Genomic DNA, 23946 nt, shown 5'->3' on the forward strand with positions numbered 1-23946 from the left:
CCGTTTCAGGTGAGGTGGGTGCGGTCGGAGTCCTTGAGCGCGGCGACGACCTTCTTGACCTGCTGGGCGTGGGCGCGGGTGGTGACCAGGACGGCGTCGTCGGTGTCGACGACGACGATGTCCTCGAGACCGATGAGGGCGATCATCCGGCCGGAGTGGGGCACGACCAGACCCGTGGAGTCGATGGCGTGGACGAGGGTGTCGTCGCCGAGGATCGTGGGGCCCTCGGGCGAGGCGGTCGCGGCGGCCTGGAGCAGCGTCGCGAGCGAGTCGAAGTCGCCGATGTCGTCCCAGCCCAGGTCGGCAGGCACAGTGGCGACCTTGCCCGCAGCGGCGGCGGGCTCCGCGACCGCATGGTCGACGGCGATCTTCGGCAGCGTCTCCCACAGCTCCTCGAGCCGCGACGGCTCGGCGGCGATGGCCCGCAGTCGCTCGGTGAAGCCGGGGTCCGACTCCGCGAGAAGGTCGAGGAGGACCGTCGGGCGGACCACGAACATCCCGGCGTTCCACCGGTAGCGTCCGGTGGCCAGATAGCCGGCGGCGACCTCGGCCGACGGCTTCTCGACGAACTCGTCGACCAGGTAGGCACCCCGGTGGCCGACCAACGGCTTGCCTTCGGCGATGTAGCCGAACGCCGTCGAGGCGAAGGTCGGCGAGATCCCGATCGTCACCAGCCAGCCATCGGCGGCGACGGCCGCGGCGCTGCGTACGGTGTCGTGGAAGTTGTCGACGTTGCGGATCACGTGGTCCGCGGCGAAGGAGCCCATCACCGCATCCGGGTCTCGCCGCTCGAGGAAGGCCGCTGCCAGACCGATCGCGGCCATCGAGTCGCGCCCGCTCGGCTCGGCCAGGATCGCGTCGTGCGGCACCTCCGGCAGCTGCTCGCACACCGCGCGCTCGTGCACGGCACCGGTCACCACCATGATGCCGTCGGAGACGGGCTGAAGGCGGTCGACGGTCTCTTGCAGGAGCGTGCGTCCGTGGCCGGTCAGGTCGCGCAGGAACTTCGGCTCCGAGGACCGCGAGAGCGGCCACAGCCGGGTGCCGGCACCGCCGGCGGGGATCACTGCCCAGAACCTCATGGACCCACTGGTCGCTCGCTGGCGCTCTCTCATGCCGCCACCTCCGTAGGGCACGTCGAAGAATACGGAAGTGGCGGCATGATGGACCCACTGGTCGCTCGCTGGCGCTCGCTCATGCCGCCACCTCCGTAGGGCACGTCGAAGAATACGGAAGTGGCGGCATGATGGACCCACTAGTCGCTCGCTGGCGCTCGCTCATGCCGCACACCTTAGGGTTTCGATGTGCAGACCTATCCCGAGACCCTCGCCCAAGCCCTGCGGACAGACCCCGGCGGCCCGTTGGTGACCTTCTACGACGAAGCGAGCGGCGAGCGCCAGGAGCTGTCGACCACGACGTATGCCAACTGGGTGGCCAAGGCCTCCGGCCTGCTCGTCGACGAGCACGGCCTCGAACGCGGCGACAGCATCCGCATCGACCTGCCCGCACACTGGCTGGCCACGGTGTTCCTCGGTGCAGCCTGGAACACCGGGCTCGTGGTGACCGATGACGAGAGCCCCGACGCCGTCGTCTGCGGGCCCGAGACCCTGGCGACCTGGGCAGATGGTGCCGGGAAGCGACTGACGCTGGCCTGCTCCCTGCTGCCGTTCGGCGTACGCTTCGCCGACCCGCTCCCGCAGGACGTCCACGACGTCGGCATCGAGGTCTGGGGCCAGCCGGACGCCTTCACCCCCTTGGACCCGCCCGCCGCGGACGACGTGGCCACCTCCTGGGCCGGCGTCGAGACCAGCCACGCCGACCTGTTCGGCGGGGGCGACGGGAAGGCCGAACGGCTGCTCTCCACCGTTGCCCCGGCCTCACCGGCCGGCACCGAGCTCCTCGCCTCCCTGCTCGCCGGCGGCGGCTCGCTGGTCCTGGTCACCAACGCCACCGACGAGCGCCTCGCCGTTCTCGCGGAGAGCGAGCGTGCTCAGGACCCGACCAGGAACTAGTTGGTGCGCGCGGCCCAGGCCTCCTGCTTGGAGGCTGCCTGCGAGCGGATGGTGCTCAGCTCGGGGTAGAGGTAGCGGCCCGGGCATGCGGTGGAGCCGGCGTCACGGTGGCCCATGATCGCGTGCGAGAAGGTCCGGTCGCCCATCCTGGTCGAGCCCTGGTCGCCGCGCACGCCGTGCAGCGACAGCTTCCAGGCGAACAGCGTGCTGAAGGCGTCCACCAGCGCGGTCGGGGGCGCGACCGTGTCGAAGTTGCCGATCGCGGAGGCGCCGAAGCCATGGCCGTTGTAGCCCGAGGTGTGAGCGCCCACGACGGGGCGGTCGACGCCGCCGTAGCGGCCCTCCCAGATGCGGCCGAACTTGTCGAGCAGGAAGTTGTAGCCGATGTCGCGCCAGCCTCGGCTCTGCACGTGGTAGGTGTAGATGCTCCGGATGATCCCCGGCACCTGCTCCGTGGTGTAGGAGTTGGTGTTGACGGTGTGGTGCACGAACCCGCCGCGGACCTCGTGATACTTGGGCGGACCGGCCTCGCGTACACGCTCGTCGGCGCCCCACTGGCGGCGGCTGTAGATGCTGGGCTCGCCGGTGTCCGCACCCGCCGAGAGGGTCGCTGCCTCTCCCTCTTCTACGCGCCCGACTCCCCCGGGGGCGATCTCGGGCGACTCGCTTCGGGTCGTGGCGGTCTCACCGGGCGTGATCACGGCCAGTCTGAGGTCGGCGGGCACCTGCGCACCGGTCAGCCGCAGCCTCGTCTGCACCTGGTCGACCTCGCCGACGACCGCCTCCATGGTGCCGGGCCGTGACCCTTCGGCCTCAGCGGAGGCGGGGTCAGGCGCGTGGTCGTCGATGTGGACGTCCAGCGCCTGCCAGTCGCTCCAGGTCCCGTCCACCAGCGTGCGTACGTCGGCCCCGACCGCATCCTCCGGGACGACCGCGCCGGGCGCCCAGGTGAGCCCGACCGTCCCGAAGCCGTCGACCGGCTGGGGCAGGCTGGTCACGGTCACCGCGTCAGGTCGGGACGCGGCCTTCTTCGCCTCCGCGGTGAGTCGGCCGACAGCACCGCGCCCGGACTTCCGTCCCTTGGCCAGGGGCGCGGTCAGGGGGATCTCCTCGAGACGTGCTCGGACCGTGTCCGCGGGCACCTGTGCCGAAGCCGGCGCGGCCACCGGGCTTCCGGATACCGGGACCTCGCCAGGGCGGACCACTCTCAGGTCGACGACGGTGCTCGCCGGGAACAGCGCCGCCATGACGACCCCGAGCACGAGCAGCTGCTGGGTCGAGACGACGTAGCGAGAGCGAGCCCGCTGAACGTCGCCCACCTTCCGTTGCCCGGCCTGCAGAAACATGTCTGGATCCCCCTGGTTCCGTAACACCAGGGAACATCTTTCACATCAGCCACACGCAAAGGGAAGAGCCCGCGAGGAACTACAGATCTGTAATTCCTCGCGGGCTGCTTCTGAAGGGTCTTCAGAGACGGCGGTGGCTCATACTTCCGCGCCGAGCGCGCTGTCAGCGGCGTCGAGCCGCTTCTGCGCTGCCGAGCCCTTGCCGTCGTCCTCACCGTAGTGGAGATACTCGATGCCCTCGTCGACGTCGCCGTCGAAGACCAGCCGGCCCTTCTCCAGGCAGATGACGCGGTCGCACATCCGCTTGACCGAGCCGGCGGCGTGGCTGACGTAGACCACGGTGCGGCCGCTGTCGCGGATCTCCTCCATCTTCTCCATGCACTTCTTCTTGAAGGGCTTGTCACCGACGGCGAGGACCTCGTCGGCGAGGAAGATGTCGGAGTCGATGTGGACGGCGACCGAGAACCCGAGACGCGAGTACTGCCCCGAGGAGTAGTTGCCGACCGGCGAGTTGAGGTGGTCGCCGAGCTCGGCGAACCTCACGACGTCGTCGTAGATCTCGGCGGTCTCCTCTTCGGAGAGTCCGTAGATCGCCGCGTTGAGGAAGATGTTCTCCCTGCCGGAGAGCTGCGGGTGGAAGCCCGCACCTGTCGCGATCAGGCCGGCGATCTGGCCCCGCGTCTTCACCACACCCGTGTCGGGGCGCATCACGCCGCTGATCAGCTTCAGCAGCGTCGACTTGCCCGAGCCGTTCAGGCCCATCAGGCCGACCGACTCGCCCTGCTTGATCGTGAAACTGACGTCGTCGAGCGCCTTGAAGGTGTTGGAGACGGCCCGTCCCTTCATCTTGGCGACGGTGATGTCCTTGATGCTGCGGTGGTAGCGGAGTGTGAAGTTCTTGGTGACCCCGTCCACCACGATCGAGTCCGCGGCGGCGTCCTGAGCCGGTCGAAGGGTCATGTCAGGCGCTCCGGGATCTTGTTCTCATGCTTGCTGAAGATCAGTTGGGCGATCACCAGCAGCACCAGCGATGCACCGAGCGCACCCAGGCCCCACATCCACAGGTCATCGGGCAGCGTGGCGGCGGACTTCTCCGGATCAGGTGTCGCGCCGACCCAGAAGGCCTGTTGGAAGAGCATCACTGCGTCGGCGATCGGATTGAGCAGGTAGATCCAGGCCTTGTCGCCGAGGAAACCCTCGATCATCGTGAACGGGTACATCATCGGGACGCCGAAGCGGATGTAGTTGGTCACGATGTTGACCACGCTTCCGAAGTCACGGAAGAACACGTTGGCCAGGCTGAAGACCAGGGCCAGACCGGTGCCCAGAGACATCACGATCCCGAGCGCAAGCAGGAGCGCGGGAACCGTGTCCCAGGACGGCGTCCATCCGCTGAACACGCAGACGATGACGAGGATCAGAGTCGCCGGCACCAGGTGGTAGAGCGAGACCAGCATCGAGGCGACCGGGAACATCTCCTTCGGCATCGCCATCTTCTTCAGCAGTCCCTTGTTGCCGAGCAGGGAGCGGGTCCCTGCGCCGAAGGTCTCGGTGAAGAAGTGGACGATCACGAGCCCGGCGAACAGGTGGATCGGGTAGTTCTCCATGCCCTTGGCGTCGGACATGCCCATGATCTCGCCCATGAACAGCCAGTAGACGCAGAACTGCGTCAGCGGGTTGATGTAGGACCAGAAGACTCCGAGGATCGAGTTGGAGTAGCGACCGCTGATCTCCCGCTGCACGAGCAGCTTGAGGAGATAGCGGCGCTTGAAGACCGAGAGCAGCCCGAGGTTCTCCGCCGGCGGGGCCAGCGGTGCGTCGACGATCCGTACGGGACGTTCATCAACTCCGGTTGCCATCGGACCCCTTCTCCTCAGCGGCCGCCCACGGTTCGAAGGTCTTCTCCCAGGCTTCGGGCGAGGTGAACTCGCTGAGCTTGGAACGGTACTCCTCGGCCAGCTTGGGCCAGCGCCGCTTGAGCTGGCGGTGCACCTTGATGGTGTCCTTCAGCATCTGGTTGAAGAGCTTCTTGTCACGGCGGTAGAAGGCAGCACCCTGCTGGTCGTTCATCGACACGATGGCGCTGTCGTACTTGGTGATCCGGTACCACTGGTTGTCCATCGCGGCGAGCTCGGCCTCGGGGAACTCCGTGGAGAGCTTGCGCGGCTTCATGAGCTGCCGGATCGGCGCCTTGAGCGCGGCCAGCTTGACCTCGCGGTTGGTCGGGACGTCGGTGTCCTCCTTGCCCTTGCGCGGCGGCTTGTGGCGGCGCACGGGCGGGAACTCGTCACGGTCGGCCTTGAGCTGCGCGTCCGGGAAGTCCTTGACCATCTGGCGTACGACGGGAAGCTGGGTCGCGAGGGTCTCGTGGAGCTTCTCAGGCCCGGCGAGCACGTCGAGCAGCGCCTGGTGGCGCAGCATGACCGTGGAGTACTGCATCGAGACCAGGTGCTTGACCTGGTGGGAGAACGACTCGGTGACCATCCGGCCGCCGTCGTCGTAGATCGAGTGCAGCAGCGCGGCGACGAAGCGGTTGCGCTGGTGGAAGTAGGACTGCCAGTCGAGGGCGTCGTTCTTGTCGGTCCACGGGACGTGCCACACGGCCGCACCCGGGAACGACACGGTCGGGAAGCCGGCCTCCTTGGCGCGCAGGCCGTACTCGGAGTCGTCCCACTTGATGAAGACGGGCAGCGAGAGCCCGATCTCCTCGATCACCTTGCGCGGGATCAGGCACATGAACCAGCCGTTGAAGTCGACGTCGACGCGCTTGTGCAGCCAGCGGGTCGAGCGCAGGTTGCGGGCACCGAAGTCCCAGTCGCCGAGGACGCCGGGAGCCGACTGCCACCAGAACCGCCACGGCTGGACGATCTCACCGAAGGTGTGGAGGCGGGACTTGGCGTAGAGCGAGAACATGTGGCCGCCGACGATGGTCGGCCGCTTGGCGAGGTCACCGAAGGTGACCGCGCGGATGATGCCCTCGGGCTCGCAGACGACGTCGTCGTCCATCATCAGGGCGTACGTCGCGGTGCCCTTGCGCAGCGACTCGAGCTGACCGCGCGCGTAGCCGCCGGAGCCGCCCAGGTTGCCCTGCTCGATGATGTGCAGCAGGTCGCCCAGGGCCTTCTCGGCCGCGGGGAACTCGACGTCGTCGGCGACCTTCTGGGTGCCCTGCTCCATCACGAAGACGGTGTCGAGATAGGGGCGCAGCGCCTCGTCCTCACCCATCTGCGCGAGCAGCTTGGCGCAGAAGTCGGGCTTGTTCATCGTGGTGACGCAGACGTCGACGGTGCCGTGCTCGGCACGGTCGTCGGGGACCTCCGCCGTCCACTCGGCCGAGGTGATGACGGCGTCCTCGTCGGAGGCGACCACGTCGTACCAGTACCAGCCACCGTCGACGAACGGCTTCAGCGGCAGGTCGAAGGTGAAGGTGCTCAGTCCGTCAACAGTGTTGGTGCCGGTGTCGTCTGTGGTTGCAGAGTCGACGCGCTGAGAGCGGCCGTTGGCCATCGACTTGTAGACGATGACGCTCGCGCCGCGGCCCTGGAGCGCGACGGTCAGCTTCACGCTGTCGACCACGGTGTGCCGGCGCCAGTAGCTGGCCGGGAACGCGTTGAAGTAGGTGCCGAGCGAGAGCCGCTCGCTCTTCAGGATCCGCAGCGCCGTACGCGACTCGACCTGGTCGGGGTGGACCTGGGTGCCGTCGTTGATCGACTGACGGATCTGGGCGTTGTTCAGCGCCTGGGCCGTCTTGTCGGAGCCGACCTCGTACTTGTCCGCGTCGAGGATGGCGGCCTGGTTGTCGACGTAGAGCGGGAGTACGTCGGAGTCACGGTCCAGGGGCAGGATCTGCCGCTGAAGCAGTCGGGTCACGCTCATTCGTCAACGCCTCCGGAGGTGAGCGGGGTGCCGTCCTCGAAGTGGGGACGGAGCTTGTTCTCGAACATGGTGAGCGCCGAGGCGATCGCCATGTGCATGTCGAGGTACTTGTAGGTGCCGAGGCGGCCGCCGAAGAGCACCATGGGCTCCTTCTTGGCCAGGTCGCGGTAGACCAGGATCTTCTCGCGATTGTCGGCGGTGTTGATCGGGTAGTACGGCTCGTCGCCCTCCTGGGCGAAGCGGCTGTACTCCTTCACCACGATCGTCTTGCCCGGCTTGTAGCGGTCGGCGCGCTCGGGGTGGAGGTGCTTGAACTCCAGCTCACGGGTGAACGGGACCTCGGGGTCGTTGGCGTTCACCACGCCGGTGCCCTGGTAGTCGTCCACCTCGAGGGTCTCGGACTCGAGGTCCACGGTGCGCCAGGAGAGCTTGCCCGCAGAGAAGTCGAAGTATTCGTCGACCGGGCCGGTGTAGACGATCGGGACCTTGCCCTTGAAGTCGTCGACCACGGTGAAGAAGTCGGTGTCGAGCATGACCGTGATGTTCGGGTGGTCCGCCATCCGCTCCAGCCACGCGGTGTAGCCGTCGACCGGCAGCCCCTCGTACTTGTCGTTGAAGTAGCGGTTGTCGAAGGTGTATCGGACCGGGAGGCGCGTGATGATGTCAGGCGACAGCTCCGTCGGGTCCTTCTCCCACTGCTTGGCGGTGTAGCCCTTGATGAAGGCCTCGTAGAGCGGGCGGCCGATCAGCGAGATCGCCTTCTCCTCGAGGTTCTGAGCGTCCTCGGTCTTGAACTCGCTGGCCTGCTCGGCGATCAGCGCGCGCGCCTCGTCGGGGGTGTGCGACTTCCCGAAGAACTGGTTGATCAGCGCCAGGTTCATCGGCAGGGAGTAGACCTGCCCCTTGTACTTCCCGAAAACCTTGTGCTTGTAGTCGGTGAAGTCGGTGAACTTCCGTACGTAGTCCCACACCTTCTGGTTGGAGGTGTGGAAGAGGTGGGTGCCGTACTTGTGCACCTCGATGCCGGTCTCCTCGTCGAACTCGGAGTAGGCGTTGCCACCGATGTGGTGGCGGCGCTCGATGATGAGCACCTGCTTGCCCAGCTCGGAGGCGGCACGCTCGGCGATGGTCAGGCCGAAGAGGCCGGAGCCGACGACGACGAGGTCAGGAGTGGTTTCAGGGAAGGACACGATCGCTCAGTCTAGGTCTCTGTGGGTGATGAGTTGGACAGGGAGTTCGTTCAGAGGATGGGATGTTCAAGATTTGGGCAGGGTGCGCATGTCCCGCGCGGCGCGCAGGGCCTTGATCACGTTGACGGCCTCGTGCTTGCCGCCGCGCAGCGGGCTGAGGAGGACCACAGCCGCGGTGATGAGCCAGGGCTTGAGGCGTACGAGGACGTTCTCGCCGTAGCGGAAGTGGACGACGAAGAGGTTGCGGTACATGTAGAAGCCCTTCCAGCCGGCCAGGTCGTGCTGCTGGCTGAAGTCGAGCTGTCGCACGAGCACCGCGTCGCGTACGGCCCAGATGGTGCGGCCGGCGCGGCGGGCGCGGATCGCGAGATCCACGTCGTCGTAGAAGATGAAGTAGGACGGATCGGGGAGGCCGATCTCCTCCAGGACGCTGCGGCGGATCATGAAGCCCTCGAAGGCGACGTTCTCGACCGCGACCCGCTCGGGAAGCGCGTCCCGGGTCGGGTAGGTGTCCATGACCGAGGCGGTCTTGGGCTTGATCGCCAGCGGGTTGCGCAGGTCGAACTTGAGCGCGGCCAGCTCGATCAGCTTGCCGTTGCGGTCCTCGCGGACCGAGAAGAGGCAGTCCTCGTCCTGGGCGAGCAGCACCTCGAGGCAGTCGTGGGCAGGGACGACGTCGTCGTCGATCAGGTAGAGGCGGTCCCAGCCCTGCTCGACCGCGGCCTTGGTGCCGAGATGGAAGCCGCCGGCGCCGCCGAGGTTCTCCGGGCTGTCGATCACCTGGAGATTGGGCGTGACCGCCTCGGACAGGACCTGGGCGGTGTGGTCGGTGGAGGCGTTGTTCACGACGATCACCGCGTCGGCGGGCTGGTCGAGCTTGGTGAGCCCGTCGAGCAGCCCGCGCAGCATGTCGGCGCGGTTGTAGGTGACGACGACGATCGCGACCGTCTCACGGGTGGTGCTCAACGAAGGAACCTCTCGTGTCCACTGAAGTCCCCCCGGACGGCCGCCCACCACGCCTGCGCAGATAGCCGAATCCGCTTCGGCTGCGGCTTGGTGAGCAGGTAGAACCATAGAGTCTTCGCGACGAAAGCCAAAGCGAAGGGCCACCCTCGGTAGTCGCGCAGGTTGAGCAGGTTGTTGCGAGCCATGCAGTAGTGCTTCAGGTCGCTCGGCGTGTGGTTGTACGTCGCTCTCCCCCACGCCATCGGGGTGCCGAGATCGCCCACGGCCGGGTGGCGCACCTGAGCGCCGACGACGGTCGCGATCCGGGCCCCGGCCTTCTCGGCGCGGAGGCGGTATTCGTGGTCGTCGCCCCAGATGAAGTACTCCGCGCGGGGGTAGCCGATCCGCTCCACGAGGTCTCGGGTGACCAGGACGCCGTTGAACGGGATCACGATGTCCTTGATCAGGCCGTCGGTGGCGGCCCGCTCGACATCGGCGAGCTGGTGCACGACCTTCGAGCGGCCGGGGAGCCGGATCGGGAAGACCAGGCGGCCGGAGTCGTCCTCGTCGACCACGAGCGGCCCCCAGAAGTCCAGGTCGGTCTGCTCGAGCAGGAGGTCCAGGCAGCCGGGATCGGGCAGGCCGTCGTCGTCCATCAGCCAGATCAGGTCGGCGCCGCGCTCGATCGCCAGCTCCAGGCCGTCGTGGAAGCCGCCGGCGCCGCCGCTGTTGCGCGTCAGGGTGCGAGCGATCACCGGCACCGCTCTTTTGGTGGTCGAGGCTGTCGAGACCCCTTCGGCACCATCGAGCTCGGCCAGCCACTGCGACGTACCGTCGGTGGAGGCGTTGTCGATCACGATCACCTCGTCGAGACCGTTGACCCCGTCGAGCCGCTCCAGCAGTCGCTGCAACAGCTCGAGACGGTTGAAGGTCACCACGACCGCGGCGACACGATTGCTCCCTGGCACGGATCCAGACTAGCCGCGACCGCGGGTTATCCCGGGAATCAGCGAGTCGGCGTGACGCCTCGTTAACCTGCTGTTCAACACGCGGAGGCGAGGTCGTCGGTCTCGTTGGCCTGGTAGCCCTTGTTGCGCGAGCCCAGGGAACCGCCGGTGACCGGACCGCCCTTGTCGGAGGCCTTGGAGTCGCCGGCGGACTTGGTCTTGCCGTCAGCCTTGCCGTCGGCCTTCTGGGTGGGCGCCTTGGTCTCGCCGTCGGTGCCGGGGGACTCGAAGATCTCCTCCTTCTTCGGAGTGGCCTTCTTCACGGCCTTGCGCACCTCGGCGTGGATGTCGGACATGTCCGGGTCGGCGGTGTTGACCAGGGGCGGCACCAGCGAGAGCGTCGAGATCTTCTGCGACTTCGCCTTCAGCGCCAGCGATGAGAACCGCTCGATCTCGCTCGGCGGCACCGAGGTGGTGATGGTCGCCCCGGTCGCCTTCGCGACGTCCTGGTAGTGGCGTACGACGTCCGTCGGACTGGTCTGCTGCAGGATCGCGTTCAGGACGCACTTCTGGCGGGCCATCCGCGAGTAGTCGTCGGAGTCGTGACGGGCCCGGGCGTACCAGAGGGTCTCCCAGCCGTCGAGCTTCTTCGTCCCCGGCTCGATGTGGGTGTAGAAGCTGTCCGTGGGGATGCCGACCGGGATCGGCTGGCGGACCTTCAGGGTGACTCCCCCGATGGCGTCCACGATCTCCTCGAAACCGTTGAGGTCGACGATGGCGTAGTAGCTCATCTGCAGGTCGGTGATGCCCTCGACGGCGTCGACGGTGGCGGCCATGCCGGGGTCCTTCTCGTCCTTGTAGAGCTCCTTGTGGTCCTCGACCCAGGTGCTCACGCCGTTGAGATAGCAGCCTTTGCAGTCGAAGCCCTTCGGGAACTCCTCGTCCATCGGGGAGCCGTCGGCGAAGGTGAAGTTCTGCATGTTGCGGGGCAGACCGATGAGCACCGTACGTCCGGTCACGGCATCGATCGAGGCGACCGTGAGCGAGTCGGGGCGCAGGCCCCAGCGGGTCTTCCCGCCGTCGGAGTCGGCGCCGGCGAGCAGGATGTTGAAGCGGCCGTTGTGGGCCTCGGCGGCCTCGGCGCCGGCGAAGATCGCCTCGACCATGCCCTTGTGCACGCCGACCAGGTGGGCGCCGAAGATCATGGTCGCGGCCACGGAGAAGGCCAGTGCGCCGTTGATGGCGACGACGACGCGGCGCTGCTTCAGGTCGAGCTCGAGCGGGCGGCCCAGGCGCCAGGCGTCCACGAAGAGCGCCGCCCAGGCGATGGCGCCGGCGATGAGCGCGAGGCGGAAGACGCCGAGCAGCCACGGCGTCGTCCCCAGCCGGAAGACCAGGCCGTGCCACAGCAGGGAGATGCAGAAGACCAGCCCGGCGGTGACCGCGAGACCGAAGACGGTCCAGATCGCGATCCGGCCGACGCGGCGGTTGCCGGCGACGAGCTGGGCCGAGCCGGGCAGCAGCAGCGTGATCAGCAACAGCGCCATGGCACGGCGGAAACGCACGCGGGAGGCGCGTTCGGCGGCCGTACGCTGGGGCCGGTAGTTCTGGTCAGCCATCACAGGTCCCTCGGGAAGACAGTTGTCCCGCCAGTATCACTAGTCACACGGGTAACAGCGCGGTGCGACGCGCCGTCTAACTTTAGCGGCCTGGCACGGTACCTTTGAGCGCATGCCAAACCCCCGCAACCCTGGCAGCCCCAACGATCCCCGGTCGCAGCAGTACGGCTGGGCGTACGGCGGTGGCCAGCCTGCTCACCCCTCGGGGCCCGAGCCCACCAACGTCATGCCCACCGTCGGGCGTCCGCCCGCCGGCTCGCCGCCTCCGGCGCCGCCGCGTGGCGGCTATGACCGGCCGCTGCCCCAGCCGGGGCAGATCGCGCCGACCCCTGACCAGCAGGGCGGGTATGGCAACCAGGGCTACGACCAGGGCTATGGCCAGCAGGGCGGCTGGAGCCAGCCGAGCGAGTACGGCGGCGGCAACGGCGGCTACGGCGGGCCCGGGGGTCCGGGCGACGGACACGGCGGAGGTCGCGGCGGTCGCGGGGGCCGCACACCGAAGCCGAAGAAGCGCCACCCGTTCCGCCGGTTCGTCGCCATCGTGATGATCCCGGTCCTGATCCTGGTCGGCGCGGTCGCCTGGATCGGCATCAGTGCCTGGAACAAGGTCGACAAGGTCCCCTACGAGCCGACCGCCGGCGAGCGGCCCGCAGACCAGCCGGGCAAGACGTACCTCATCGTCGCCAGCGACTCGCGCGAGGGCCTGACCGCGGAGGAGAAGAAGAAACTCTCCACCGGTGACGCGGCGGGCAGCCGCACCGACACGATCAAGCTGCTGCACACCGGGGCCGGCAAGACGATCGTCGTCACCATCCCACGGGACTCGCCGGTGGCCATCCCCGGTCACGGCACGACCAAGATCAACGCGGCCTTCGCCTATGGCGGCCCCGAGCTGCTGACCCAGACGATCGAGCAGAACACCGGCATTCGCATCGACGGCTATGTCGAGATCGGCATGGGCGGTCTGTATCGCCTCGTCGACGGCGTCGGCGGCGTCGAGATCTGCCCGAAGCAGGACATGAAGGACAAGCTCGCGGGCCTGGACATCAAGAAGGGCTGCCAGGAGGCCGACGGTGCGACCGCCCTCGCCTACGCCCGCTCACGCCACGTGGAGAACACCGGCGACCTGGCTCGGGGCGTCAACCAGACCGAGGTCATCTCCGGCATCGGGAAGAAGATGACCAACCCAGCCACCCTGCTCAACCCGTTCAAGCTCGCTGAGATGGGCAAGGGCGCCGAGGGCCTCAAGGTCGGCGAGGGCATGAACGTCATCGGCGGCGCCAAGTTCGCCTGGGCCTTTAAGGCACTCGCCGGCGGCTCCGCGATGACCTGCGGTGTCCCGATCGTGGGGATGAGCACCCAGTGGGACCAGGAACGCGCGCTGACCATGTTCGGTCACATCAAGGAGGACACAGTCGACGGCATGCCGGCCGACCTCTGCACTCCGACCGGCCTCCCGAAGAGCGTCACCGGATAGTTCCCGCCTCGTCGCAGCCGTCCCTACTGACCTTCGTCAGTAGGGACGGCTGCTTTTCGTCCAATGTGCCCGGCCGCGTACGTCCATAGGTTCGAGGCATGATCACTTTGGACCACCTGACCAAGAGATACGGAGCGACCACCGCGGTCGACGATCTCACCGTGCAGATCGAACCCGGACGGGTCACTGGCTTCCTCGGCCCCAACGGTGCCGGGAAGTCCACGACCATGCGGATGATCCTCGGGCTGGACCGGCCGACGTCGGGGACGGCGACGATCGACGGCCGGCCGTACGCCTCGTTGCAGCGTCCGCTGCGCGAGGTCGGCGCGCTGCTGGACGCCAAGGCGGTGCACCCCGGTCGCCGGGTGCGTACGCATCTGGTGGCGATGGCGCGGAGCAACTCGATCCCGGTGGCCCGGGTCGACGACGTGCTCGAGTGCGTCGGGCTCGCCGGGGTCGCCCGGCGGCGGGCGGGGAGCCTGTCGCTCGGGATGAGCCAGCGGCTCGGAATCGCGGGCGTGCTGCTCGGCGACCCGCGGGCGATGCTCTTCGACGAGCCGGTCAACGGGCTCGATCCCGACGGGGTGATGTGGATCCGGAAGCTGCTGAGGTCGCTCGCCGCGGAGGGGCGTACGGTCCTCGTCTCCAGCCACCTGATGAGCGAGATGCAGCAGACCGCCGACCATCTGGTGGTGCTGGGCCGCGGACGGCTGCTCGCGGACTCCCCGATGGCCGACTTCGTCGCCGGGCACGGGTCGCTCGAGGAGGCGTACTTCCGGCTGACCGCCGGGAGCGTCGAGTACACCGGGACGGAGGTGGCCTGATGTTTGCTGTGATCTCGTCCGAATGGACCAAGCTCTGGTCGGTCCGCTCGACCTGGTGGTGCCTGTTCGGCGCGGCCGCGCTGATGGCGCTCTACTCGGTCCCGCTGGGCTTCGACGCCGCCGACCCCAACCCGAACCTGTCCCACGCCGACCAGCTGCTCCACGTCGAGGACGTCGCCACCGCCGGCCTGCTGTTCACCCAGTTCGCGCTGATCGCGCTGGCGCTGCTGACGGTGACCGCGGAGTACGCCTCCGGCAGCATGCGCACCACCCTGCAGTGCGAGCCTCGGCGAGGCCGGGTGCTGGTCGCGAAGCTCCTCGTCGTCGAGGTCGTCGCACTCGTCTCCGGGGCGCTGCTCGCCGTCCTGGGCGCGGGCCTCGGCTACCTGACCGCGGGCGACTACGGCGTCTTCGACGTTTCCTCGGTGGCCACGGTGGCCGGCAAGGTCAGCGTCTACATGGGCGTGGTCGTCGCGCTGGCGATCGGCCTGGCGGTGGCGCTGCGCAGCACGGCGGGAGCGCTCGTCGTGGCGTTCCTGGCGCTCTTCCTGCTGCCGATGGTGCTGATGATGAGCGGGATGGACCTGATGACCGACGTCTCCTACTACCTGCCGGGGACGGCGGGCACCGAATACCTCGGCATCGGGATCGCGACCCTCTTCGGGCTCGCCGACGGGCTCCCCTATGACGCCACCGGCGGTCTCGGGCTCTTCGCCGCCTGGTCGGTGGTCACGCTCCTCGCCGGCTACGTGGTGTTCCGCCGGCGCGACGCCTGATCCCTATCGGTGGTCGGGTCTCGACAGGCTCGACCACCGGCGGGGCCCGATCACCGGGGAGCTTCCTCGCTCACGAGCCCGGCCTCGTGGGCGAGGATCGCTGCCTGCACCCGGTTGCGTACGCCGAGGCGACCGAAGGCGCTGCTCAGGTAGGCCTTCACGGTGCCCTCCACGAGGTGGAGCCGGCGGCCGATCTCGGCGTTGGAGAGCCCGGCGCCGACCAGGGCCATCACGTCGCGCTCGCGCTCGGTCAGGGTGGCGACCTTCGCCCGCGCGTCCGCGGCCCGCGACATCCGATCGCCCGCGCCGGCGCCGAGCTCGGCGATGACCCGCTGGGCGACTCTCGGGGAGAGGAAGGCGGCGCCGTCGGCGACGGCGTGCACGCCCGCGAGCAGCTCGCGCGGATCGCCGGACTTCAGCAGGAACCCGCTCGCCCCGTCGCCGAGCGCCCGGGCGATGTAGGCATCCTCGGAGAAGGTGGTCAGCATGATCCGCGCGGTCTCCGGGGCAGTCCGGGCGATCTCGGCACCGGCGGCCAGGCCGTCCATCCGCGGCATCCTGACGTCCAGCAGCGCGACGTCGGGCCGGTGGCGCTGAACCGCGTCGACCGCCTCGCGCCCGTCAGCGGCCTCGGCGACCACCTCGATCGTCTCGTCGGTCTCCAGGATCGCGCGTACGCCGGCCCGCACCATCGCCTCGTCGTCGGCCAGCAGCACCCGGATCACAGGCTCACCTCGCGGCGCTGATCGGCGCGATCCGGAAGATCGGCGATCACCTCGAAGCCGCCAGCGACGGTGGCGCCGTGGCGCAGGCTGCCGTCGGCGGCTCGTGCCGCCTCCTCGAGCCCGGCCAGGCCGAGACCCGTCGTCGCCCCGGTTCGGGGCGGAAGGGTCGCCCGGCCGTTGGTCACTCTGAGGCGTACGCCGGTGGCATCTGGCTCCACCGAGACCGTCACCGCCGACCCGGGAGCGTGCCGGGCAGCGTTGGTGAGCGCCTCCTGCACGATGCGGTGGGCGGCGGCGTCGCGCACCCTGTCGCCGGGCTCGAGCGAGCCCTGCAGGCGTACGTCCATCCCCGACGCACGGGCGCGCTCGACCAGGCCGTCGATCCCGCCAGAGGCGGGCGCGAGCGGAGCGTCCTCGGATACCGGGCGGAGGACGCCGACGATCTCACCGAGGCGCGCGGTGGCCTCGGCGGCGGCCGCGCGAATGGCTCCGGCGGCCTGCTGATGGTTCTCGGCGAGCCCCGGCGCCACCTCGAGGGCTCCGGCTCGCAGCGCGATCAGGCTGAGCTCGTGGCCCAGCGAGTCGTGCATCTCCTGGGCGATCCGGGCGCGCTCGGCCAGCTGCGCCTGCTCCACCTGGGTCACGTGGCTGCTCGCGACCTGACGAAGATAGCGACCGCTCAACCAGGGCAGCGCCATGAAGATGACCATGTTGCCGGCCATCGCCACCTGAACGCCGCCGCCGTTGACGACGGCATCGACCACCGTCAGCGTCACCACGGCCACACCCACCACGACCGCCACCGGCAGCACCCGCTCGGCATCTCTGCCGACCAGGAAGCTCATGAAGACCGCGAAGGCGATGTAGGTGAGCAGGGACCAGCCGTCGAAGACCACGACCGTGCCGCCGACCAGGGCGCACGTGATCGCGACCGCGACGGCCGGGTGCCTCGGCCGGATCCACAGCGCGAGCGCGACGACGAGGACGCCGGTCACCGCCGCCCATCCCGACCACTGCGGGTGGCGGGCGCCGCTCATGTAGAGGTGCTCGGCCGCGACCGCCAGAACCAGGAGCACGGACAGAATCCCCGCGACGTGGAATGACCGCGGCCGGTCGGGGAGACGGCGTAGCAGGCTCACGCTCACCACGGTAGTTGCGGCATCGCGTCAGGCGTACCGACTTTCGACAGTAGGTGAACAGCCAACCCGCGATCGACCGGATACGCGAAAGGCGGTCTCGACAAGCTCGACCACCGGCGACTCACGCTCGACCACCGGCGACTCACGCTCGACCACCGGCGACTCACGCTCGACCAGCGGACACTCGGGTCTCGACAAGCTCGACCTCCGGTGCAGACTGTGGCCCATGGCTTACGAGACGCTGACATTCGACGTGGACGCCGACGGCATCGCGCTCCTGACCCTCAACCGCCCCGACGCGCTCAACTCGTTCACCGTGACGATGGCGCGCGAGCTGGAAGAGGTCTTCACCACCGACGCGATGGCGGACGAGGTGCGTGCGGTGATCGTGACCGGCGCCGGACGGGCGTTCTGCGCGGGGATGGACCTGTCCGCGGAGGGGAACGTGTTCGGCCTCGACGAGTCGCTGCAGCCGACACCCGAGAAGCTCGGCGAGCATCTCGCCGACCCGGCCAAGCACCCCGAGTACGCCGAGGGTGTACGTGACACGGGCGGCAAGGTCACCCTCGCGATCCACGCGCTCCCCAAGCCGGTGATCGCCGCGATCAACGGTCCGGCGGTCGGTATCGGCGCCACGATGCTGTGCGCGATGGACGCCCGCCTGGCCTCCTCGAAGGCGAAGATCGGCTTCGTCTTCGGCAAGCTCGGCATCGTCCCCGAGGCCTGCTCGTCCTACTTCCTGCCGCGCGTCGTCGGTATCCCCCGGGCGCTCGAGTGGCTCTACACCGCGGAGATCCTCGGCCCCGACCAGGCTCTCGAGGGCGGCCTGGTCCGCAGCATCCATCTGCCCGACGAGCTGCTGCCCGCCGCCTTCGAGCTGGCCCGGAGGTTCACCCAGAACCGTTCGCCGGTCGGCACCGCGCTCGTACGACAGCTGATCACCCGCAACGCCTCGGTGCGGCATCCGCTCGAGGCGCACATGGCCGACTCGCTGGCGATGTTCTACAGCTCGATCGGGGACGGCAAGGAGGGAGTCGCGGCGTTCCTCGAGAAGCGGGACCCGGAGTTCACCTCGAAGGTGTCCGAGGTCCCGGACGTATTTTGCCCTTCTGACCTGCACTGACGGTCGCGAAACCTCTGTTGTTCCGGGGGATCGTGGGTTACCGTCGAAAGTAGGCCCGCCCGCTGGTCCATACCCGGGCGAGGCCGCGGCCGGCACGCAGTGCCCAACCCGAGATGGGCGCGTGTCGGCCGCCTCTCGGGCAGGGCTAGGCGCCGATCCGACCCGCATACTCCTCGACGATGGCGTCCACAGGCTGGGCGACGTCGATGGCGAACCCCGCCTCGTCGTCCCCGAGGGGCTCCAGCGTTCGGAACTGGCTCTCCAGGAGCGAGGCGGGCATGAAGTGGCCGGGCCGGCTCGCCTGACGCCTCGCGATCACCTCAGGCGTGCCCTCGAGGTGGAGGAACGTGACTTCGGGGAGGTGCCGACGGAGCTGGTCTCGGTATTTCCGCTTCAGCGCCGAGCAGCTCATCACGCCGCCGCGCTCGGCGTGCCTGGCGAGCCACTCCCCGACCACCTCCAGCCACGGATAGCGGTCATCGTCGTCGAGCTCGATCCCGGCGACCATCTTCTCGATGTTCGCCTGCGGATGCAGGTCGTCGGCGTCCTCGAACGGCACCCGGAGTCTGCCGGCGATCGCCGCCCCGATCGTCGACTTCCCCGAGCCCGAGACACCCATCACTACCACCACCGGTTTCGCCATCAGACCATCGTACGGGCGTAGAGCGACTCGATCTCCGCGGAGTCCCGTCGAGTCCCCGGCCGATTGCTGCCATGCTCGTCGTCATGACCCTGCACCTGGAAGCATCCCGAGCCGTCCCCGTGGAGCACGAGAAGGCCCTCGCTCTCGTCCTCCCCGCCCCGCTGCCGAAGATCTTCGGCCGCCGCTACGCCGCGATCGGGCCGATCGCCGAGGTCCGCGACCAGGCCGGCGCCTGGGACTCCGCCGGCCAGACCCGCACCATCGTCCTCGCCGACGGCGCGACGATGCAGGAGACCCTGACCGCGATCGATGCCCCTTCCTCGTTCTCCTACGAGATCACGCCGCTCTCCGGCCCGCTCAAGCTCCTGGTCGGTCACGTCGCCGGCCGCTGGTCCTTCTCCCCCGCCGGCACCGGCACCCGGATCACCTGGTCCTGGGACGTCACCCCGGCCTCGTCGGCCGCATCCTTTGCGATGCCTGTCTTCGGCTGGATGTGGAAGGGGTATGCCCGGCAGAGCCTGGAGGCTCTCGAGGAGTTGTTGGTCGGCGCCTGAGCCTTGCTTTCTTGCATGCCGGCGGCTTGGAGATCGGCCTCCGGTGAAAGAAAACTCTCATTCAGCGGCCTCGGGGGTGGGACGTTCCGGCAGGGAGGTCTCGACAAGCTCGACCACCGGGAGCGAAGGTCACTCCACCCCGTGCCGCTTGATGAACGAGAGAATCTGCTCGGAGAGCTCGGGGCGACAGACGATGACGTCGGGCAGGTAGACGTCGTCCTGGTTGTAGCGCAGCGGCGAGCCGTCGATGCGGGAGGTGAACAGCCCGGCAGCGGCGGCGACGGCGACGGGGGCGGCGGAGTCCCACTCGTACTGCCCGCCCGCGTGGACGTACGCATCGGAGATGTCACGCACGACCGACATCATCTTCACCCCGGCCGATCCCATCGGGACCAGCTCGGCGCCGAGCTCCTCGGCGAGCGCCTCGACGAAGGCCGGCGGGCGACTGCGGGAGACCGCGATCCGGGGGCGCGCCGAGGTCGAAGGCGGCACGACGGGGGCTGCACCGGTGTGGAAGGTGCTCTGCAGGGAAGCGTCCGCGAGCGCCGGCTGCGCAACCGCGCCGGCGATCAGCTCTCCACCGTTGGATGAGGCCCACAGCGCCACGTGCACCGCCCAGTCGTCGCGCGGCGGCTCCGAGAACTCGCGGGTCCCGTCGAGGGGGTCGATGATCCACACCCGGTCCTGGGCGAGCCGCTCCTTGGAGTCCTTACCCTCCTCGGACAGGACACCGTCCTGGGGGCGGTGCTCGGCGACGAGCTCCATCAGCAGCTCGTGGGCCGCCAGGTCACCGGCATCCTTGAGCTCCTTGCCCTCGAGACCGGAGGTGGCACGCACCTCGAGCAGCCGCCGACCGGCGGTCTCGGCGAGCCAGGCGGCCAGCAGGTGATCCGAGGCGAGGATCTCAGGCGTGGGCACACCGGCTTCGCTCTGCTTGACGTTCTCTGGCTCCGCTTCGCTCTGTTCAATCTTCTCGGGCTGCGCTTCGAATGTCACTCGCGGCACTCTATCGAGACGCCCGGCGACTCCGATAAAGGCCCAGTCCGAGCCCGAGAGCGACGACCAGCGCCACCCCGGTCAGCACGGCGCGAAGGACGAGTCCCGACTTGGCACGCTCGTGCTCGTCGGTGACGTTGTTGGCCATGCTCTCGGTCGACTTCAGGATCACGTCGCGAAGGCTCTGGATGTACTCCACCGCGCCGTCGGACCAGGTGCGCACGATCGGCTCACCCTTGGACGCCGCTCGCAGCTCCTTGGCGACGCCCTCGACGCTCCCCTTGGCCGCGACGTCGCGGACCGTACGCTGCACCATCATCGCGCCTGAACCCTTGTCGAAGGTGCCCTCGGAGATCCGGTCGAGGTCCGCCTGCAGCGCGGGCGAGGCACCCGAGTAGAACGCCGAGGACGCCTTGACCCACGCAGCCTCGGCGTCGACGAGCTCCTTGACCGACTTCGTGCCGATCTCGTTCTCGGTCAGCGCCACCATCATGAGCTCCCGCTCCGTGCTGAACGCCTCCGCGGCCGCCTTCAGCCTGCTGATGTTGCGGAGCTGGTCGCCGGTCTCGTCCTCCAGCTCAGGCAGTTGCGCCGCGAGCATCAGCAGGTCGCCGGCGAGTCCGGTGTAGACCTCGCGGGCCGCATCCTGGCTGGCCCGGTCGCCTTCCTGCATCTCGACCCGGTAGAGCTCGAAGTCGTCGAGCACCTCGGTGATGTCGTGGTGGAGCGTCCGCAGCTCGGTGTCGCTGTCGACGTCGATCTCGGCCGCAGCGGTCCGCCACTCCGCGATCGCGAGGTCGGTGGTGTGCAGATACGTGGAGCGTACGTTGACCGGTGCCTGTGAGACGGGCTGCAGCGCGTCCCGCTCGAAGATCACGTCGACGGCGAGCTCGACGGTCTCCGGGAGCGCCTCGCTGATCGCGGCCGCCTGGCCCGTCTCGGAGGCACTGCGGAAGGCGGCGAACGTCGCCCAGCCGGCGACGACGACGCCGAGCAGGGCGACAGCCAGCAGGATGTTCATCATCCGACGACCGCCGCCGGAGCGCTTCGCAGCCCGCGCCCCGCCTGTCGGGAAGGAGCCGCTGGCGCCGATCTTGGCGAACCCGCCTGTCGATCCGGTGGCGTCGGCGGCGGGGAACGAGCCGCTCCCGCCGAACGACTGCGCACCGCTCGCGCTTGCTCGCTCGAACGCACCGGAGGTGCTGATCGGGCCGGACGCGTGCGTCGTACGCGGCGTCGGCACCTTCGCGTCGAAGACCGGCAACGGTCCCGACCCGGTGAGCACCGCGACGACATCCTGGGCGTTCGGGCGCTGCTCGGGGTCCTTGGCCATCATCATCGCGACCAGGTCGTCGATGATCCCCGGCACCTGGACCGTCCCGCTGATCCGCGGGATGGGCGCGCTGGCGTGCTGGTAGACCATCGTGGCCGGTGCGCCGCCGGAGTACAGGGTGCGCCCGGTGAGCATCTCGAAGAAGACACAGCCCAGGGAGTAGATGTCGCTCGGCGGACCGACCTCGCCACCCGAGCCACGCTCGGGCGAGAGATAGCCGAGGCTCCCGACGACATCGTGGGTGGAGGTCAGCCGCTGGTCACCCAGCCTGGCGAGCTGGGCGATCCCGAAGTCGACGATCCTGATCCGGCGTTCGCCGTCGTAGACGAGGTTGGAGGGCTTGATGTCGCGGTGGACGATCCCCTGGCGGTGGACCGCTGCGAGCGTACGCGCGGCCTGGACGATCACCTCGCCTGCCTCCCGGGCGATCAGCGGGCCGTGCGAGCGCAGGCGCTCGCCGAGGTCGGGGCCGGTCAGGAGCTCCATGACGAGGAAGGCCATCGGCCCGCTGCTGGTCTGCTCGATCCCGGCGTCGTGGACCTGCACGGTGCCGGGATGGCTGGCGGCCGCGGTGGAGAGCGACTCGCGCCGGAATCGCTCGACCATCGTCGGGTCGGCGGATGTCCTCACGACCTTGACCGCGACCCAGCGCTGCAGGGTGAGATCCATGGCTTGCCAGACCTCGCCCATGCCGCCTCGCCCGATCAAGCGGTGCAACTCGTAGCGGCCGGCGATCATGGGTTGGGGGGAGGTTTGCATGGGGGACGTTCCCGTCGAGGATCCAATTGTCAGTTCATGTCAGGTTGCTCACACAACGGCCTGGGAGTTTAGGGGACACTGACTAGTAGGCGCCAGAGCCTCGGACTACAGCCTTGACTGTGCGCACGACGATCCCGAAGTCACGCAGCAGCGTCCAGTTGTCCACATAGTCCAGATCCAGCCTGACCGTGTCCTCCCAGGAGAGGTCCGAACGCCCCGAGACCTGCCACAACCCGGTCAGACCAGGAGCAACCGCAAGTCGGCGATGAGAGTCGCGATCGTACATCGCCACCTCGCTGGGCAACCCCGGCCGGGGACCGACCAACGACATCTGGCCCAGCACGATGTTGAACAGCTGCGGCAGCTCGTCGAGAGAGTACTTCCGCAGCACCCGGCCCACCCGGGTCACCCGGGGGTCGGCACGGAGCTTGAAGAGGACATGTCCCGGACGATGGTCGAGCGTGCGCAGCAGCGACTCCGCGTCGACCACCATGGTGCGGAACTTCCAGATCCGGAACTGCTCGCCACCCCGCCCGACCCGCACCTGCCGGAAGAACACCGGGCCCGGGGAGTCGAGCTTGATCAGGACCGCCACGACCGCGAGGACCGGGAGGAGAACGGCGACGGCGGCCGCCGCGGCCAGCCACTCCCACACGTACTTGGCGACCCGGGTCAGCCGCGCCCGGAGGGCCTCGTCGACGTAGAGAAGCGTCATCGAGCCCAGCCGCATCGACGACGTACGCTGCGGAGTGACGTCCTGCATCCGGGTGCTGACCAGCAGCGGCAGACCGAAGGACTCGCTCGTCCAGGCCAGCCTCTGGATCTCACGGCCGGCCAGGTCGGGACCGGGGACGACCAGCACCGCGTCGGGTGCGACCGAGGCGATCGCCCCGGAGAGCCCGTCGGCACGGCAGACGGCCGCCGCCTCCATCAGGCCCCCGCTGAGCCGGTGGGTCCACTCCGGGATCGCGCCGGTGTCATGGGCAGCCTCCACGACGACGACCCGCAGCGGGTTGCGCGGCCGGGAGCTGAAGATGTAGCCCACGACCCGAAACACGAGCGCGATCACCAGTGCGAGGATCGTCTGCGCGACCAGCTGCGCCTGCGGGAGCGTGACGAGCGCGCCCAGCAACCAGGTCGCCATGCTCATCGCCATGAACGCCTTGAAGACCCCGGAGACCGTCGCCCGCAGGCGCTCGGCTCCGGGAAGGATCTTCGGAGCGGTGATCCTCGTCGTCAGCGCCCAGGCCAGGCCCCACCCGAGCGCCTGGACGATCTCCTGCCCCAGGAGCAGTGGCGCAAGCAGCACCACCGCGAGCCCGTCCAACATCGAGGCCTGTACCCGAAGGGAGAGTGTCTTCGGGGACACCCGCCGCCGGTTGAGGTGGAGTGGGGCGGTCGCCTCCACCGACGCCAGCTCGATCGTCATTCATCTCCCCCGTCGCTGCGGCGCGCCCGAACGCTACTTCATGACAGAACAATGCGGTATGGAATGGCCTGATGGGGTCCGACAGGGGTCCGGTTAGACCAAATGAGGGAACGACCCAGCACTGGTCCAGACCAGTAGCAGCGCCGAGTCGGCGCAGATGTCCCGCCTCCGGCGAGCTCCAGCTGGACCGCGGCACCGACCGCGATGTCGTGCACGACCAGCTGCTCGGCATG

Annotated in this window: 21 protein-coding genes; 6 read left to right on the forward strand and 15 right to left on the reverse strand. The window is 68.6% G+C overall.

Annotated features, from left to right (window positions below):
• Window positions 1-5: 5 nt before the first annotated feature.
• Entirely contained in the window at window positions 6-1115 is a 1110-nt protein-coding gene (locus ABZZ22_RS16725) for a mannose-1-phosphate guanylyltransferase (RefSeq protein WP_354933295.1), read from the reverse strand.
• Between the two features lie 189 nt (window positions 1116-1304).
• Here ABZZ22_RS16725 and ABZZ22_RS16730 point away from each other — a divergent pair, with 189 nt between their 5' ends.
• Window positions 1305-2012 carry a TIGR03089 family protein gene (locus tag ABZZ22_RS16730; protein ID WP_354933297.1) on the forward strand — a complete coding sequence of 236 codons (708 nt, stop codon included), beginning with the start codon at window positions 1305-1307 and terminating at the stop codon, window positions 2010-2012.
• On the opposite strand, the gene ABZZ22_RS16735 is transcribed toward ABZZ22_RS16730, so the two are convergent.
• The 8 genes from ABZZ22_RS16735 to ABZZ22_RS16770 all read right to left on the reverse strand — a co-directional run bounded on the left by ABZZ22_RS16735 (window position 2009) and on the right by ABZZ22_RS16770 (window position 11935).
• Window positions 2009-3358, reverse strand: a complete 1350-nt coding sequence (locus tag ABZZ22_RS16735) for an N-acetylmuramoyl-L-alanine amidase (RefSeq protein ID WP_354933299.1) — start codon at window positions 3356-3358, stop codon at window positions 2009-2011. The two genes, ABZZ22_RS16730 and ABZZ22_RS16735, sit on opposite strands and share 4 nt — an antisense overlap.
• A 138-nt stretch (window positions 3359-3496) precedes the next feature.
• Window positions 3497-4318, reverse strand: a complete 822-nt coding sequence (locus tag ABZZ22_RS16740; RefSeq protein WP_354933301.1) for an ABC transporter ATP-binding protein — start codon at window positions 4316-4318, stop codon at window positions 3497-3499.
• Window positions 4315-5217, reverse strand: coding sequence for an ABC transporter permease (locus tag ABZZ22_RS16745; RefSeq protein ID WP_354933303.1), 903 nt, complete (start codon window positions 5215-5217; stop codon window positions 4315-4317). Before ABZZ22_RS16745 ends, ABZZ22_RS16740 begins: the two co-directional genes overlap by 4 nt.
• A complete protein-coding gene (locus ABZZ22_RS16750; protein ID WP_354933305.1) occupies window positions 5201-7234 on the reverse strand; it encodes a glycosyltransferase in 2034 nt (677 codons plus the stop codon). Before ABZZ22_RS16750 ends, ABZZ22_RS16745 begins: the two co-directional genes overlap by 17 nt.
• Window positions 7231-8424, reverse strand: a complete 1194-nt coding sequence (gene glf / locus ABZZ22_RS16755) for a UDP-galactopyranose mutase (protein ID WP_354933307.1) — start codon at window positions 8422-8424, stop codon at window positions 7231-7233. The genes ABZZ22_RS16750 and glf overlap by 4 nt, the downstream gene beginning before the upstream one ends.
• Window positions 8425-8490: 66 nt before the next feature.
• The gene (locus ABZZ22_RS16760; RefSeq protein WP_354933309.1) at window positions 8491-9390 is read right to left on the reverse strand and encodes a glycosyltransferase; all 900 of its coding nucleotides are present in this window, start codon (window positions 9388-9390) and stop codon (window positions 8491-8493) included.
• Entirely contained in the window at window positions 9387-10337 is a 951-nt protein-coding gene (locus tag ABZZ22_RS16765) for a glycosyltransferase (RefSeq protein ID WP_354933311.1), read from the reverse strand. The genes ABZZ22_RS16760 and ABZZ22_RS16765 overlap by 4 nt, the downstream gene beginning before the upstream one ends.
• Window positions 10338-10411: 74 nt before the next feature.
• Window positions 10412-11935 (reverse strand): LCP family protein, encoded by a 1524-nt coding sequence (locus ABZZ22_RS16770; protein ID WP_354933313.1) that lies wholly within the window; start codon window positions 11933-11935, stop codon window positions 10412-10414.
• 112 nt (window positions 11936-12047) lie between these two features.
• On the opposite strand from ABZZ22_RS16770, the gene ABZZ22_RS16775 reads away from it, so the two are divergent.
• The 3 genes from ABZZ22_RS16775 (at window position 12048) to ABZZ22_RS16785 (ending at window position 15012) form a co-directional block, all read left to right on the forward strand.
• On the forward strand, window positions 12048-13412 hold the full coding sequence (locus ABZZ22_RS16775; protein ID WP_354933315.1) for an LCP family protein: 1365 nt from the start codon (window positions 12048-12050) through the stop codon (window positions 13410-13412).
• Between the two features lie 98 nt (window positions 13413-13510).
• The gene (locus ABZZ22_RS16780; protein WP_354933317.1) at window positions 13511-14236 is read left to right on the forward strand and encodes an ATP-binding cassette domain-containing protein; all 726 of its coding nucleotides are present in this window, start codon (window positions 13511-13513) and stop codon (window positions 14234-14236) included.
• On the forward strand, window positions 14236-15012 hold the full coding sequence (locus tag ABZZ22_RS16785) for an ABC transporter permease subunit (RefSeq protein ID WP_354933319.1): 777 nt from the start codon (window positions 14236-14238) through the stop codon (window positions 15010-15012). Before ABZZ22_RS16780 ends, ABZZ22_RS16785 begins: the two co-directional genes overlap by 1 nt.
• Window positions 15013-15062: 50 nt before the next feature.
• On the opposite strand, the gene ABZZ22_RS16790 is transcribed toward ABZZ22_RS16785, so the two are convergent.
• Together ABZZ22_RS16790 and ABZZ22_RS16795 are read right to left on the reverse strand one after the other, a co-directional pair.
• Window positions 15063-15737, reverse strand: coding sequence for a response regulator transcription factor (locus tag ABZZ22_RS16790; protein ID WP_354933321.1), 675 nt, complete (start codon window positions 15735-15737; stop codon window positions 15063-15065).
• Complete coding sequence (locus ABZZ22_RS16795; protein WP_354933323.1) at window positions 15734-16876, reverse strand: histidine kinase; 1143 nt, start codon at window positions 16874-16876, stop codon at window positions 15734-15736. The genes ABZZ22_RS16790 and ABZZ22_RS16795 overlap by 4 nt, the downstream gene beginning before the upstream one ends.
• Window positions 16877-17102: 226 nt before the next feature.
• Between ABZZ22_RS16795 and ABZZ22_RS16800 the strand changes: the two genes are divergently transcribed.
• Entirely contained in the window at window positions 17103-17999 is an 897-nt protein-coding gene (locus ABZZ22_RS16800) for a crotonase/enoyl-CoA hydratase family protein (protein ID WP_354933325.1), read from the forward strand.
• A gap of 145 nt (window positions 18000-18144) precedes the next feature.
• Here the strand turns inward: ABZZ22_RS16800 and ABZZ22_RS16805 are convergent, their stop codons facing one another.
• Complete coding sequence (locus ABZZ22_RS16805; RefSeq protein ID WP_354933327.1) at window positions 18145-18642, reverse strand: gluconokinase; 498 nt, start codon at window positions 18640-18642, stop codon at window positions 18145-18147.
• 83 nt (window positions 18643-18725) lie between these two features.
• Here ABZZ22_RS16805 and ABZZ22_RS16810 point away from each other — a divergent pair, with 83 nt between their 5' ends.
• Window positions 18726-19196, forward strand: a complete 471-nt coding sequence (locus ABZZ22_RS16810) for an SRPBCC family protein (protein WP_354933329.1) — start codon at window positions 18726-18728, stop codon at window positions 19194-19196.
• 129 nt (window positions 19197-19325) lie between these two features.
• On the opposite strand, the gene ABZZ22_RS16815 is transcribed toward ABZZ22_RS16810, so the two are convergent.
• The 3 genes from ABZZ22_RS16815 to ABZZ22_RS16825 all read right to left on the reverse strand — a co-directional run bounded on the left by ABZZ22_RS16815 (window position 19326) and on the right by ABZZ22_RS16825 (window position 23713).
• The gene (locus ABZZ22_RS16815; protein ID WP_354933331.1) at window positions 19326-20192 is read right to left on the reverse strand and encodes a 3'(2'),5'-bisphosphate nucleotidase CysQ; all 867 of its coding nucleotides are present in this window, start codon (window positions 20190-20192) and stop codon (window positions 19326-19328) included.
• A 10-nt stretch (window positions 20193-20202) separates the two neighbouring features.
• Entirely contained in the window at window positions 20203-22284 is a 2082-nt protein-coding gene (locus ABZZ22_RS16820; protein WP_354933333.1) for a protein kinase, read from the reverse strand.
• Window positions 22285-22366: 82 nt separating this feature from the next.
• On the reverse strand, window positions 22367-23713 hold the full coding sequence (locus ABZZ22_RS16825) for an exopolysaccharide biosynthesis polyprenyl glycosylphosphotransferase (RefSeq protein WP_354933335.1): 1347 nt from the start codon (window positions 23711-23713) through the stop codon (window positions 22367-22369).
• Window positions 23714-23946 lie beyond the last annotated feature (233 nt).

Origin of the sequence: Nocardioides sp. NPDC006273 (assembly GCF_040613495.1) — a bacterium.
Taxonomy (GTDB): Bacteria; Actinomycetota; Actinomycetes; order Propionibacteriales; family Nocardioidaceae; genus Nocardioides.